Here is a 12,808-nt window from a genome sequence, read left to right on the forward strand (position 1 = left end):
ATTTGGCGACGTAGTTCGCCATCGTTTCCGAAATAGCTAAGGTAACCTGTCATTGTAAATGGGTTCACATTCTGGCTATCACAATAACGTATATAGCTTTGAAATGCTGTATAAACTCCACTTACAGTGTGAACGGAATTGCCATACTTAATATAATCTTGAGTTTTCTTTGCGAACTTTAGTAGGAAGTGGACTCGCCCCTCTATCTGTTTGTTCTTAAGGTCACAACAATGATGAGCTAGGTGAGAAATATCCAACTCAACACTGCTGGCACTGTCTCTATGTTTGACGGGTATGATTGGCTTTAATGTGATCACATTGCTGTGTTCGATCAGATGTATAGTCTGCTTCGAGCTCTTTGCTAACGGACTTTTTGCCATATTACCACCCACCATTTAATTTGTTGTTTTTTCGCTTCGCGGCAGAACGTTGAGAGGATTCTTGGTTCATGAACTTTACGTACTTTTCAGTAGTTGAGGTATCTTCATGCCCCATCAACACAGCTAATTCATCCATTAAAAAGTCATAACCTACTTCGCGCTCTTTTGCTTTATCTCGTAGCCAGTTAGTTGCGAAGGTTGAGCGCAAATCATGGACCCGGTAATACCATGCTGGGTCGATACTTGTTAGGTGTTGGCGTAAATCATTGAAATGCTTCTCTAGTGTATTTGCGGAATACAACGTGCCTTTGTTCGAGAGAAAGAGGTAGCTTGTCGTGTCCAAATCGTTTCCTGACTTAATAAGCTTATTTTGCTTTGATGCGTTACTCAGTCGCCTCTTACTAAATTTGTAGATTTCAAGCTCTTCGTAAATAGCAATCGGCACTTCTAGTATTCTGGGTTTGTTGAACTTGGTTACGGTGATTCGAATAGGCACGACATCTAACCCAGCTATATCAATTCCTGCAATTTGATATGATGGGAAATGGCGTAGCTCATCAATTCTAGTGCCTGTTTCAACGGCAAGTCTGAACATTAGTGAAAACGGCTCTGGTAGTTGTTCAACATATTTACAAAACAAAGATTGATGCTTAACTGTCAAGGGTTTGAGTTTTTTATGTGCTGGCGTTGAGTCTGCGCGAGGGAACATTTGCATGATGTGAGACATATCAACTTCACGGGGCTTGTTTGACCTAGTGTGAGCCAGCATATCGTGCTGGTTGATGCCTTGATTATTTCTCCGGGTGGTCTTGGAGTAGTGGGTAACAATGTGTTCATCGTCATTTTTCACATAGCCCGATCTTTGCAGCCACTTATAGAAGGCAATGACAGAGTTCATATAGCTTCTAGCTGTTGCTAGTGATAAGGCTTCACTACCTTCAGAATTTCTGTGACGACAATTATCGAGCAGGAACTGAGCAAAGCGCCAAGGCGCTCCTCTTTCCTCATAACGAGTTAGGCTTTTATAGGTAAGGTTCTCCGCACGCCGTATCAATGTCCCATCTTCATCATATTGATCTGAATGGGTGCTAGCGAGGAAGCGAGTAAAAAGTAGTAGGGCTTTTGCAATACTGCTCGTGTCTTTTACTTTACCTTCACCCCGTAACTTGGATACAAGATAGAGAGATTGTGGGTAAACTACCGAACCATCAGGGGCTAGAATGAGTTTTGTTTTTTTGTAGCTGTTTTCGAGGTTTGACGGGGCAAGGTGTGGGGTTAAGACAGCTTCGCCAGTGTCTTCGTTTATCTTACTTGTTATCTTAAGCTCGGCGAGAGTATCAACTTCTATTTCGAGTAGCCGAAAGTCATCGTAAGTTAGTTCGTCTTGAATATTTGACACAAAACATCTCCTTGATATCTCCCACTATGTTAAAGGTAGATTATCAAAGAAAACTATCAAGGTTTCTGTCAAACTTTTTATCCAAGGGTAAACTTCTTCTCTCCCCATACTCCGAATTGCTCAGCAACGGCATGGTCTTCATCTGAAAGAAGGGTGAAGTTTAATTCATCGCGCTCGATAAATTTACCAAGACGTTTAACTGGGTCAATACTTACACCGAGTACCACAATGTTGTGGGCATCGAGCTCGGCCTTAACATCGCGGAGTCCTTGAGCTTGTACAGTACAACCAGGAGTCATGGCTTTAGGATAGAAGTAAAATAGAACTTTCTTGCCTTTGAAATCGTCTAGAGTGACGGTCTCGCCATTTTGGTTAAGTAATGAGAACGCTGGCGCTGGTGCACCGGCTGTGAGCGTGTTCATGGGTATTCCTTTTTATTGACTGTTTTTTAAGAAATTTAGTGAGCCTTGTACGGCTAATTTTTGACAAATCGCGTCGAACTCTTCCTGCAACTGCATAAGGTTGCAATCAGAATCCACCGATGCAGAGATGGCGATATGGAACTGGTCTTGCTCAGCATCAATCTTGTCTTTATTAATGGTTTGCGCGCTGAGCGAGGAAAGACCGATGTTCTTCTCTGCAAAAAAGTTAGTGAATTTTTCCGTGAGCCCCGGTTTGTCATCTGACTCGACAAACACTTCTAAGGTATAGGCGTTGTCTATGTACGAGTGTGAAGATGTACGTTTCATGATCGTAATTAGATCATGTTCTTGACCGAGAAGTGGCAAGGTAGTCTCGACACGTGTAATGGCAGCATTGTTCCCTGTTAATAACATGATGAGGGTAAATTCGTTGCCGAAAAGGGCAATACGACTGTCAACAATATTGCATCCAGACTGAGTGACCAGGTGTACTACTTGATTGCATACGCCTGGGCGGTCTGTTCCTACCGCAGTAATCACCAGATGTTGAGTCATAAGGTCACTTCTATCAATGTTAAAGTTATTAATGAGATAGCTTAGCACAGATGAATGCAGAAAAATGGTCAGGGTACACTTTTCTAATTCGCTGAGAACAGTTTTTCATCTAACTCGTTCTGTTCGAATGATTCCTAACTCAGGACTGACATCAATTGAGTTGAATCGAGTAAATTGCCAGAGTTCTAACATCTGATAAATATTCATTCATTTAGGTGATTTAAGCGGGCTTAATTGCTTGTCTTTATCAATCGCCTTACAGTACCATGCGATTAGGATTTAAATTAGGGAGAAAGACATGTTTTCAGGAAGTATAGTAGCGTTAATCACACCGTTTAATCTTGATGGCGAGGTTGACTATGTGAGCCTGAAGAAGCTGGTGGATTACCATGTAGAAGCAGGCAGTGATGGTATCGTTGCTGTGGGCACTACTGGTGAGTCAGCAACGCTTACAGTTGAAGAGCATGTCAAAGTAGTAATGAAAACGGTCGAGTTTGCCGAAGGGCGCATTCCAGTTATTGCTGGCACAGGCGCAAATGCAACTCATGAATCCGTTACCTTTAGCCGTTTACTGAACAACTCCGGTATTGCGGGTTGTCTAAGTGTGACTCCTTATTACAACAAGCCGACTCAAGAAGGCTTGTACTTGCACTATAAAGCAATTGCAGAAGAGAGTGATGTACCACAGATTTTGTACAACGTGCCGGGCAGAACTGCGGTAGACTTACTGCCAGAAACTGTGGCTCGTCTTGCTGAAATAGAAAATATCGTTGCGTTGAAAGATGCGACTGGAGATTTAAGCCGAATTGCAATTCATCGTGAACTTTGTGGCGAAGATTTTATCTTACTAAGTGGTGATGATTCGTCTGGCCTTGATTTTGTGAAACAAGGTGGTAACGGTGTCATCTCTGTGACCAACAATATTGCAGCAGCAGACATGGCTAAAATGTTCAGACTGGCGCGTGAAGGTAAGTTTGAAGAAGCTGAAGTTATCAATCAGCGTCTAATGACTTTACATAAAAATCTATTCGTTGAGTCAAGCCCGATCCCTGTTAAATGGGCTGCGCATAAACTTGGGCTGATTGAACACGGTGGCTTACGCTTGCCACTGACCGAGTTGTCTGAAAATGCTCGCCCAATAGTGGCTCAAGCAATGACGGAAGCTTGCATTTACTAAATTTAATATGGATTGCCGAAGTGTGGACTTCGGCAAGTATGTATCAGGAGTTTCAATGAAATTGTCTCACCAGCTAGTCGTCAGTTCACTAGCTGTTTTTGTTTTAAGTGCATGTTCTGGTAGCGCCGCTCAGCGTCGTCAGGCAAAAGATGACTTTGAATATCTGAACACGCCACCAATGAAAGAGTGGCAGTTGGCCGATGGTGCAACTCCAGAATTCTATCCCGACTACAACATTCCTCAAGGTGAGTTCGTTGGTGGAATCGGTAGTGAGGTCGATATTCGTTCCCCGCAACAGGTTCTTGAGTTGATCCCTGGTGCACGAGCGGAGCGCAAGCAGGGGGAAGTAACTCTTTGGTTACTTCGCGAAGATGAGCTAGATAAAGTATGGCAAACTGCACTGAAGATGCTTCAAGAACAGCAAATGCTAGTTCGTGAGCAGACTGATACTCGTATCGAAACAGACTGGGTTTCTTGGACTGACCAAGACGAAGATATTGAAGTTGGATCTCGTTATGCGATCGAGCGAATCGTCGTTGGTGGCCGTCATGGGTTTAAGATTTCGCTGATTGACTGGCGTGAAAATGGCAAACAGGTGCCTGTCACTGAGACCAACAAAGAGCGTTATAACGCGCTAATGACGAATTTAGTTACCGCGCGTTACGACCTAGATATTCGTGAAGAAGCTGCACGCAAAGCTGAGCAACTCGTTAAGCAGATCCCTGTATCGATGGGCTCAGACCGAAGCGGACTTCCGGTTATTATTGCTCGCACGCCATATAACGTGTTGTGGCTTCGTATACCGACATTACTACCTGAAATGGGCTTTACTATTGAAGAGCGTAATCAGTCTCAAGGTACAGTGAAAGCCAAGTACGCAGCACCAGATGATGAGTTTTGGACCGAAATTGGAGTTAAACCAATTGAGCTTCCCCAAGGCACATACACCTTCTTGTTGGGTGACCTTGGTAACCGTACTTCTATTAATGTCACGGACTCAAATGGTAAGCCGGTTGAAGAGGCAATGCTTCAAGACATGGTACCTATTATTGCTGCAATTGCCGAAAGGCAAACTAACCAGTAATCATTCGATAAAAAAAAAGCTGACATCATGTCAGCTTTTTTTTGTTCGTATTATCAAGTAGTAGCAGTTAAAAAATATCGTGTCCTCGTTTTTCCAGACTGCTACTAATTATCGGCTTATAGAACCATTGCAGCGATCCAACCGAATACAATCAGTGGGATGTTATAGTGAATGAAAGTAGGAACAACTGTTTCCCAAATGTGTTCGTGTTGACCATCTGCATTTAGGCCAGATGTTGGACCAAGCGTTGAGTCTGAGGCAGGTGATCCTGCATCACCAAGAGCCGCTGCTGTACCGACTAAAGCGATTGTTGCCATTGGCGAGAAGCCAAACGCGGCCGCTAGTGGTACATAGATCGTCGCTAGAATAGGAATGGTCGAGAAAGAAGAGCCAATTCCCATCGTCACCAACAGACCAACGACTAGCATTAATAGAGCAGCCAGTGGTTTATTGTCACCAATGCTGGTTGATAGCGCTTCTACTAGCGATTCTACACCGCCAGTTTGCTTCATTACCGCTGCGAAGCCGGCTGCTGCGATCATGATAAAGCCGATCATCGCCATCATGTGTACGCCCTTGGTAAACACATCGTGCGTCTCTTTCCAAGCAATGACACCACCAAAGGTAAACACCATAAAGCCTGCAAGACCACCAATGATCATTGAGCCTGTAGATAGCTGTACCCCCAGTGCCGCAACGATGCCTGCCGCTGCGACAAGGATGTTCTTTTTGTTAATTGACTTTGGGTTCTCTTCTACGTGAGTCAGCTCAGTCTCTATGTACTGGCGAGGCTTACGGTAGCTAAAGAAAATTGCGGTGAGTAGACCAAAAATCATACCAGATGCAGGAAGTATCATAGCCACTGGAACTTGGCTGGCGACCACGTTATCTAAGCCGTTCTCGTGTAGGTTCTTTAGCAGGATATTGTTAAGGAAAATGCCACCAAAACCGATAGGCAGAACCATATAAGGTGTAACCAAACCGAAGGTTAGCACACAGGCAATCATCCGGCGGTCTAGGTTAAGTTTTGCAAATACGCCCAATAAAGGTGGAATAAGAATTGGGATAAAGGCGATATGGACTGGAATGACGTTTTGTGAAGACATAGTTACCAATGTTAGAGCAACTAAAACAGCGTACTTTAGGCCAGTCGATGCTGAGGCGTTCTCTTTACCGTGAATTCGCTTGATGACGCTATTGGCTAGCAAATCGGTGATTCCAGAACGTGAGATAGCGACAGCGAATGTGCCAAGCATGGCATAGCTAAGTGCGATAGTTGCACCACCACCAAGTCCGCTTTCAAAAGCAGCGACCGCTTCATTAAGTTCCATACCTGAAACCAAACCACCAACGATGGCGCTGAATGTCAGTGCGACGACGACATTTACACGCATCAGTGCTAAGGCAAGCATGACACATACAGAAATGACAACAGGGTTCATAATTTACTCTTGAGTTGTGTTTACGGTTATTATTTTGTTTCGTCTTGTGACTCATTAACTAGCGGCCAACCACCTAGGGCCTTCCACTTATTAACGATGCCACAAAAAAGCTCTGCCGTTTTTTGAGTATCATATAGGGCAGAGTGGGCTTCTTTATTGTCAAATTCCATCCCAGCGGTTTTACACGCCTTTGCTAACACAGTTTGACCATAAGCTAAACCACTTAGTGTAGCGGTATCAAACGTTGCGAAGGGGTGGAAAGGGACTCGTTTTAGTTTGCTACGCTCGCTCGCTTCCATCACAAAGCTGTGATCGAAATTTGCATTGTGAGCAACCATGATGGCACGACTACAATCAGCGGCTTTTTGCTCTTTGCGTACCAACTTATAGATCTCTTTGAGGGCTTCTGATTCAGAGACTGCGCCGCGTAATGGGCTAAATGGGTCGTGAATACCAGTAAACTCTAGAGCTTCTTTCTCTAGATTTGCACCTTCAAACGGCTCAACATGAAAATGAATAGTAGAGGCAGGGACAAGATCGCCGTTTTCGTCCATTTTTAAGGTCACGGCACAGATTTCGAGTAGCGCATCCGTCTTTGCGTTGAATCCAGCTGTTTCTACGTCGATAACAACGGGAAAATAGCCGCGAAATCGTTTTTTGAGCGTCAATGCTTCGTTTTCAATAGTCATGTGTGCTTAAAATAGTGTGGCAGGGCAGGCATTATTGCAGATTATTTAGGCGAGAAAAACCGTTAATCCTGATTGAAAACGATTGATTGGTAATTTGTCCTATACAAATCGGTTGGCGAGGTTTTTGCATTAGTCCAATTGAAGCAAGTTGGGTGGCAAAATTGGCGGCCCAAATCGAGTGAAGAGATGAAGTATTGTATGAAGAAGTTATTGGCGAGCAGTATTGCAATAGCAAGCACAGCGTTTACTTACAATGTAGCGGCATTGGAGAAACACTATGTAGCTAAACCACAGCAATCTATGTGGCAAATGGTTGCCAATACGCCACTAGAATGCCGCTTAGTTCATCCGATCCCTAATTTTGGTGATGCGGTATTCTCTTCGTACGCGAGCAAAAAAATTAATTTAGATTTTGAACTGAAGATGAAACGCCCTATGGGTCAAACACGTGATGTTAGTTTGATCTCTATGCCACCAGCATGGCGACCGGGGGATAGCGCAGATCGTTTGACAACTATTCGCTTCTTCCAACAGTTTGATGGCTACGTTGGTGGACAAACAGCGTGGAGCATTCTTGGTGAGCTTGAAAAGGGGCGTTATCCAACCTTTAGTTATCAAGAGTGGCAAAGTCGTGATCAACGTGTTGAAGTTGCACTCTCTTCTGTGCTTTTTCAACAGTCGTACAATGTATTCAGCGACTGCATTGCTAATCTTTTGCCATACAGTTTCGAAGACATTGCCTTTACTATCCTTCACTATGATCGTAGCAGTGTCGAACTGAACAAGCAGTCACAGAAGCGTTTAGCTCAGATTGCTGAATATATTCGACATAACCAAGATATTGACCTTGTACTGGTATCAACCTATACCGATGCAGAAGATAGCAAAAGTGTTAGCCAAAACCTCTCAGAGAGACGCGCTGAGGTCCTAGAAGAATATTTTAAATCGCTAGGACTACCCGAAGACCGAATTCAAGTGCAAGGCTACGGGAGACGCAGACCAATTGATGATAACTCATCTCCTATCGGCAAGGACCGTAACCGACGCGTTGTTATCTCTCTAGGTAGAACGCAGGTTTAAGTAGCGAATTCGAAAACCCCAGATATGAAAAAGGCCAGAGAAACTGGCCTTTTGCGTTTGCATAGTGAGCTTAGTTCAAACGGAATTTAGCAATCAGGTTACAGTTGGTTGCGGTATCAATATCTTGTACCAATTGGGCAATTTTGGGATTAGGGTGCCTTTTCATAAACTCTATGAGTGCTTTTTTACAGCAACCCATGGAGTCAATAAAGGCGTCACATTGAGTATTCGGACATTGCGGGACAAGGGTGAGAACCTTTTCTGACGCAAGTTGGAGATATTTAAGCTCGTAGGCTACATCACCGATATTTCGCCAGAACATTGCCAGGTTGTGGCATGAAATCACCGAAATCATCAGGCGGTCTTCGACTTCAATCTCTTCACTGTCGCTAATTCTTTCACTCAAAGTCAGTGCTTGTTGATAGTGGAGAATACCACGTAGATGGTCATCATCACTCATCGCTATATCAGCAAGTAATGTGTGTTTTTCCCACTCTTGAATACCCATTATCATTATCTCCAGCTATAGATCAGGCTTGAGATTAAATGATAATTATTATCAAGTAAAGTTAAAAAAATGGGACAGTGTGTCACTGTCCCATTTTCAGATTGATAACAAGAGCGATTTAACCTTCTAATCCGGCTGATGCTTGCTTGTTTTGAATCAGTTCAATCATGTATCCGTCAGGATCTTTAACGAAAGCAATATGAGTGCTACCGCCTTTGACCGGTCCTGGCTCGCGAGTGACATTGCCACCTGCAGCTTTAATTGCATCGCATGTGGCGTAGATATCATCAAAACCAATCGCAACGTGGCCAAACGCAGATCCCAGGTCATATTCGCTGGTACCCCAGTTGTATGTGAGTTCAATTACCGCGCCTTGCGATTCGTCACCAAAGCCAACGAATGCCAGAGTGTACTCATACTCTTTGTTTTCATTGGTACGAAGTAGTTTCATGCCCATGACTTCGGTGTAGAACTTGATTGATTTATCTAGATCTCCAACACGAAGCATAGTGTGAAGAATGCGTCCATTTGACATTGTTATGCTCTCCTAATTATCGGGATATACTTTTTCTTTAAACTCACAAAGGTCTTCGATTACGCAGCTACCGCAGCGTGGCTTGCGTGCAATACATGTGTAGCGCCCATGCAAAATCAGCCAGTGGTGCACATCTAACTTAAACTCTTTCGGTACAACTTTAAGTAGTTTCTCTTCTACCTGATCGACGTTTTTACCCATGGCGAGTTTAGTTCGGTTGGATACACGGAAAATATGGGTATCGACAGCGATGGTAGGCCAGCCAAAAGCCGTGTTGAGAACGACATTTGCGGTTTTTCTACCGACTCCTGGAAGCGCTTCAAGAGCTTCACGGTTTTCTGGTACTTCACCACCATGTTGGTCGAGTAAGATCTTGCATGTTTTAATGACGTTCTCGGCTTTTGAGTTAAATAGACCTATGGTCTTGATGTAATTCTTAACGCCTTCGACACCTAAGTCCAGAAGACCTTGTGGCGTATTGGCAACCGGATACAGCTTATCGGTTGCTTTGTTAACGCTCACATCGGTTGCTTGCGCAGAGAGGAGTACGGCAATCAGTAGCTCGAATGGTGTACTCCAGTTTAACTCGGTTTGTGGATTAGGGTTGTTCTCCCGCAAACGCTCCAGTATTAATCTTCGTTTATCTTTGTTCATTTAAGGCTGCTTTCCAATGCTCCGTTTGATGCAGTTAGCTCAAACTGTTTTAATTTGTTACGCGAGCTCGTTCGATGGTCTGCTTTTGTTGTTTTGGCTGTCGAGCTTCAAGTTGCTTGTCGACAATATTCTTGACGGCAATCAGTAGTCCAACGCCAATAAAGGCCCCTGGGGGAAGTAGTGCAAGCAAGAAGCTGTTGTCGAACTGGAACACTTCGATACGTAAAGAAGTTGCCCATTCACCAAGTAGGAGGTCAGCTCCATCGAACAGAGTGCCATTACCAATCACTTCTCGCATCGCGCCCAAAACAACTAGGACGCTGGTCATGCCAAGCCCCATCCAGAAGCCATCTTGAACTGATGGCAATACATCGTTTTTTGAAGCAAAGGCTTCAGCGCGGCCGATGATGATACAGTTAGTCACGATTAGCGGAATAAAGATACCTAACGAAAGATATAGGCCGTAAGCATACGCGTTCATCAGCAGTTGTACGCATGTTACTAGTGCGGCAATGATCATAACAAAAACAGGGATACGGACTTCTTTTGGCACATAGTCACGAACGAGAGATACGGTGACATTTGAGCCGACTAAAACAAGTAAGGTCGCAATACCTAGGCCAAGCGCATTCGTGACAGTGGATGACACTGCAAGCAGCGGACACAAGCCCAGCAGTTGAACCAGAGCAGGGTTGTTGTCCCACATGCCGTTCTTGATTAGAGTTTTATGATCACTCATGATTGCCTCCACAGTTTAGTGGTTGTGCCAATATTTGATCTCGATGGGTGTTGACGTATTGAACGGTATTTTTCACGGCTTTTACCACTGCTCGAGGAGTAATAGTTGCCCCCGTAAATTGGTCAAATTGACCACCATCTTTACGTACCTTCCAGTCTGAAAGGTTACTTTCAGTCACTTTTTTCCCTGTAAAGCTAAGAATCCAGTCTGTGATTCGTAGATCAATTTTATCACCTAGTCCGGGCGTTTCCTGATGGTTTAATACACGTGTACCTGTAATCGTACCATCTTGCTTAATACCAATGATGACCTTGATTCTGCCATTGTAGCCGTCAGGAGCAATCGCTTCGATGGCTAAAGCAGACGGTTCATTGTTGATTGTAGCTAGGTAAGCGGGCATTGGTGTGTCGGTACCTAACGCAGGAGCGTTAACTAGGGTGCAAGCTCTATAGAGATCGTTATCGTGCATTTCATGGGGAATGACTTGATTGAGAACCGACAAGAGCTGCCTTTGCTCCTGAAGCTGGATCTGATCTTTGGTTAGGTAATTGGTTAGCGCCACTACTCCTGTAGAAGCACAGGCGAAAATCGCAAGAACGGCACCGTTTTTTCTAATCGCATTTAACATGATGAAACCTTAGTGACCGTATGTTCTTGGTTTGGTGTAGTAGTCGATCAGCGGCACACACATGTTGCCTAGCAACACCGCGAATGCGACGCCATCGGGGAAACCACCCCAACTGCGAATGATGAACACCATTGCGCCGATGAAGGCGCCGAAAATCAGTCGACCTTTAACTGTGGTCGAAGCCGATACAGGGTCGGTAGCAATAAAGAATGCACCGAGCATCGTCGCTCCAGACAGTAAATGCACCAATGGTGAAGCGGTTGTTCCAGGAGTCAAAACCATGAACAGGCTGCTGATGAGTGTCAAACTAACTAGAAAGCCAACCGGAATGTGCCAGTTGATCACTCTAACTTTAATGAGTATTAATCCGCCAATTAGGTAAGCGAGATTAACCCAATCCCAACCAATGCCTGCGAGGCTGCCAAACTGAGGTCGAGCCATAGCTTCACTTGCTGTATTGCCAGCCGTCAGTGCGGTTTTGAATGCATCTAGTGGCGTAGCCATGGTTACACCGTCGATACCAGATCGGATTTGCTGAAGAGACAATCCTTCGAGATTAAACCCAGTAAAGATCAGCGAGAAAGCATCACCGCTTGAGATCGTATTAGCTTGTAGCTCGTTTGGTGAAATCCAACTGGTCATCTGTACGGGAAACGAGATCAGCAGTACCACATAAGCCACCATCGCTGGGTTAAATAGATTCTGACCAATACCGCCGTATAGATGCTTGGCGATGACAATTGCGAATACTAAGCCGATGGTAACGATCCACCAAGGCGATAGTGGTGGAATAGCGATAGCCAGCAGCCAAGCAGTAACCAATGCACTGTTGTCGCGTAGCGCAGACATTGGATGACGCTTTCTGGCTAGCATGACTAACGCTTCTAAACCTAAGCCGATAACTAAGGCTAGGACAAGCTGGATAATGGTACCCCAGCCAAAGAAATAGGTTTGCGCGGCTAAGCCTGGAACAGCACAAAGTGCTACCCATTTCATTAGATCAGGAGTGCTTCTGCGACTATGCGCATGGGGTGAGCTGGCGATAAAGAAGGCCACTACTCTTTCTCCTCAGATTGTTTTTGTTGTTCTTTCTCGGCTTTACGTGCCTTAGCTCGAGCGATGGCAGCAGCAACAGCGGCTTTTTTCGGATCTTCTCCGCCGCTCTCGGCCTGTTGGGCTGCTTCAACTGGTTCAGACTTCGCTTGTTGCTCCGCTTTACGTGCTTTTGCACGGGCAATAGCAGCGGCAACGGCAGCTTTCTTTGGATCTTCTTCGCTAGTCTCGGCCTGTTTGGCCTCTTCAACTGGTTCAGATTTCGCTTGCTGCTCCGCTTTACGCGCTTTTGCGCGGGCAATAGCAGCGGCAACGGCAGCTTTCTTTGGATCTTTTTCGCTAGTCTGGGCCTGTTTGGCCTCTTCAACGGGTTCAGATTTCGCTTGCTGCTCCGCTTTACGCGCTTTTGCGCGGGCAATCGCTGCGGCAACGGCAGCTTTCTTTGGATCTTTTTCGCTAGTCT

General features: G+C 44.9%; 13 protein-coding genes and 3 pseudogenes. 3 read left to right on the forward strand and 13 right to left on the reverse strand.

The genetic code is table 11. The annotated features are described in order from the left end of the window. The 4 genes and pseudogenes from QTO00_RS05930 to QTO00_RS05945 form a co-directional block, all read right to left on the reverse strand. Positions 1–380, reverse strand: a pseudogene (locus QTO00_RS05930) (hypothetical protein); the annotation flags it as partial. A gap of 1 nt (position 381) precedes the next feature. Then, positions 382–1,779 carry a tyrosine-type recombinase/integrase gene (locus QTO00_RS05935; protein WP_331423624.1) on the reverse strand — a complete coding sequence of 466 codons (1,398 nt, stop codon included), beginning with the start codon at positions 1,777–1,779 and terminating at the stop codon, positions 382–384. Between the two features lie 89 nt (positions 1,780–1,868). After that, positions 1,869–2,201 (reverse strand): annotated as a pseudogene (gene bcp, locus QTO00_RS05940) (thioredoxin-dependent thiol peroxidase); the annotation flags it as partial. Between the two features lie 12 nt (positions 2,202–2,213). Continuing rightward, complete coding sequence (locus QTO00_RS05945; RefSeq protein ID WP_038206560.1) at positions 2,214–2,756, reverse strand: glycine cleavage system protein R; 543 nt, start codon at positions 2,754–2,756, stop codon at positions 2,214–2,216. Positions 2,757–3,054: 298 nt separating this feature from the next. Here QTO00_RS05945 and dapA point away from each other — a divergent pair, with 298 nt between their 5' ends. Both dapA and bamC read left to right on the forward strand, forming a co-directional pair. Continuing rightward, on the forward strand, positions 3,055–3,933 hold the full coding sequence (gene dapA / locus QTO00_RS05950; RefSeq protein ID WP_331423628.1) for a 4-hydroxy-tetrahydrodipicolinate synthase: 879 nt from the start codon (positions 3,055–3,057) through the stop codon (positions 3,931–3,933). Between the two features lie 55 nt (positions 3,934–3,988). Beyond that, complete coding sequence (gene bamC, locus QTO00_RS05955) at positions 3,989–5,017, forward strand: outer membrane protein assembly factor BamC (RefSeq protein ID WP_038206566.1); 1,029 nt, start codon at positions 3,989–3,991, stop codon at positions 5,015–5,017. Between the two features lie 116 nt (positions 5,018–5,133). Here the strand turns inward: bamC and QTO00_RS05960 are convergent, their stop codons facing one another. Continuing rightward, positions 5,134–6,459, reverse strand: a complete 1,326-nt coding sequence (locus tag QTO00_RS05960) for a Na+/H+ antiporter family protein (protein ID WP_331423631.1) — start codon at positions 6,457–6,459, stop codon at positions 5,134–5,136. Between the two features lie 29 nt (positions 6,460–6,488). After that, a complete protein-coding gene (gene rnt / locus QTO00_RS05965) occupies positions 6,489–7,148 on the reverse strand; it encodes a ribonuclease T (RefSeq protein WP_038206572.1) in 660 nt (219 codons plus the stop codon). 198 nt (positions 7,149–7,346) lie between these two features. On the opposite strand from rnt, the gene motY reads away from it, so the two are divergent. Beyond that, entirely contained in the window at positions 7,347–8,228 is an 882-nt protein-coding gene (gene motY / locus QTO00_RS05970; protein WP_331423632.1) for a flagellar protein MotY, read from the forward strand. 70 nt (positions 8,229–8,298) lie between these two features. Here the strand turns inward: motY and QTO00_RS05975 are convergent, their stop codons facing one another. From QTO00_RS05975 to QTO00_RS06005, 7 genes and pseudogenes are all read right to left on the reverse strand, one after another. Beyond that, on the reverse strand, positions 8,299–8,736 hold the full coding sequence (locus QTO00_RS05975) for a DUF2753 domain-containing protein (RefSeq protein ID WP_038206578.1): 438 nt from the start codon (positions 8,734–8,736) through the stop codon (positions 8,299–8,301). Positions 8,737–8,854: 118 nt separating this feature from the next. Continuing rightward, positions 8,855–9,271: a lactoylglutathione lyase gene (gloA, locus tag QTO00_RS05980; RefSeq protein WP_331423636.1), complete on the reverse strand. Its 417-nt coding sequence runs from the start codon at positions 9,269–9,271 to the stop codon at positions 8,855–8,857. Positions 9,272–9,283: 12 nt separating this feature from the next. After that, positions 9,284–9,925, reverse strand: coding sequence for an endonuclease III (gene nth, locus QTO00_RS05985; protein ID WP_331423638.1), 642 nt, complete (start codon positions 9,923–9,925; stop codon positions 9,284–9,286). A 49-nt stretch (positions 9,926–9,974) separates the two neighbouring features. After that, the gene (locus tag QTO00_RS05990) at positions 9,975–10,664 is read right to left on the reverse strand and encodes an electron transport complex subunit E (protein WP_331423640.1); all 690 of its coding nucleotides are present in this window, start codon (positions 10,662–10,664) and stop codon (positions 9,975–9,977) included. Then, complete coding sequence (gene rsxG, locus QTO00_RS05995; RefSeq protein ID WP_331423641.1) at positions 10,657–11,292, reverse strand: electron transport complex subunit RsxG; 636 nt, start codon at positions 11,290–11,292, stop codon at positions 10,657–10,659. Before rsxG ends, QTO00_RS05990 begins: the two co-directional genes overlap by 8 nt. Positions 11,293–11,301: 9 nt before the next feature. Then, positions 11,302–12,348, reverse strand: a complete 1,047-nt coding sequence (rsxD, locus tag QTO00_RS06000) for an electron transport complex subunit RsxD (RefSeq protein WP_331423642.1) — start codon at positions 12,346–12,348, stop codon at positions 11,302–11,304. Continuing rightward, a pseudogene (locus tag QTO00_RS06005) lies at positions 12,348–12,808 on the reverse strand (electron transport complex subunit RsxC); the annotation flags it as partial. The pseudogene QTO00_RS06005 and the gene rsxD, both read right to left, overlap by 1 nt.

The sequence above is a fragment of the Vibrio sp. M260118 genome (assembly GCF_036533755.1).
Lineage (GTDB): Bacteria > Pseudomonadota > Gammaproteobacteria > Enterobacterales > Vibrionaceae > Vibrio.

Bases quoted from the DNA above. Each gene is read 5' to 3' on its own strand.
- QTO00_RS05945 (WP_038206560.1), bottom strand. From the start codon at position 2,756: ATGACTCAACATCTGGTGATTACTGCGGTAGGAACAGACCGCCCAGGC.
- dapA (WP_331423628.1), top strand. From the start codon at position 3,055: ATGTTTTCAGGAAGTATAGTAGCGTTAATCACACCGTTTAATCTTGAT.
- bamC (WP_038206566.1), top strand. From the start codon at position 3,989: ATGAAATTGTCTCACCAGCTAGTCGTCAGTTCACTAGCTGTTTTTGTT.
- QTO00_RS05960 (WP_331423631.1), bottom strand. From the start codon at position 6,459: ATGAACCCTGTTGTCATTTCTGTATGTGTCATGCTTGCCTTAGCACTG.
- rnt (WP_038206572.1), bottom strand. From the start codon at position 7,148: ATGACTATTGAAAACGAAGCATTGACGCTCAAAAAACGATTTCGCGGC.
- motY (WP_331423632.1), top strand. From the start codon at position 7,347: ATGAAGAAGTTATTGGCGAGCAGTATTGCAATAGCAAGCACAGCGTTT.
- QTO00_RS05975 (WP_038206578.1), bottom strand. From the start codon at position 8,736: ATGGGTATTCAAGAGTGGGAAAAACACACATTACTTGCTGATATAGCG.
- gloA (WP_331423636.1), bottom strand. From the start codon at position 9,271: ATGTCAAATGGACGCATTCTTCACACTATGCTTCGTGTTGGAGATCTA.
- nth (WP_331423638.1), bottom strand. From the start codon at position 9,925: ATGAACAAAGATAAACGAAGATTAATACTGGAGCGTTTGCGGGAGAAC.
- QTO00_RS05990 (WP_331423640.1), bottom strand. From the start codon at position 10,664: ATGAGTGATCATAAAACTCTAATCAAGAACGGCATGTGGGACAACAAC.
- rsxG (WP_331423641.1), bottom strand. From the start codon at position 11,292: ATGTTAAATGCGATTAGAAAAAACGGTGCCGTTCTTGCGATTTTCGCC.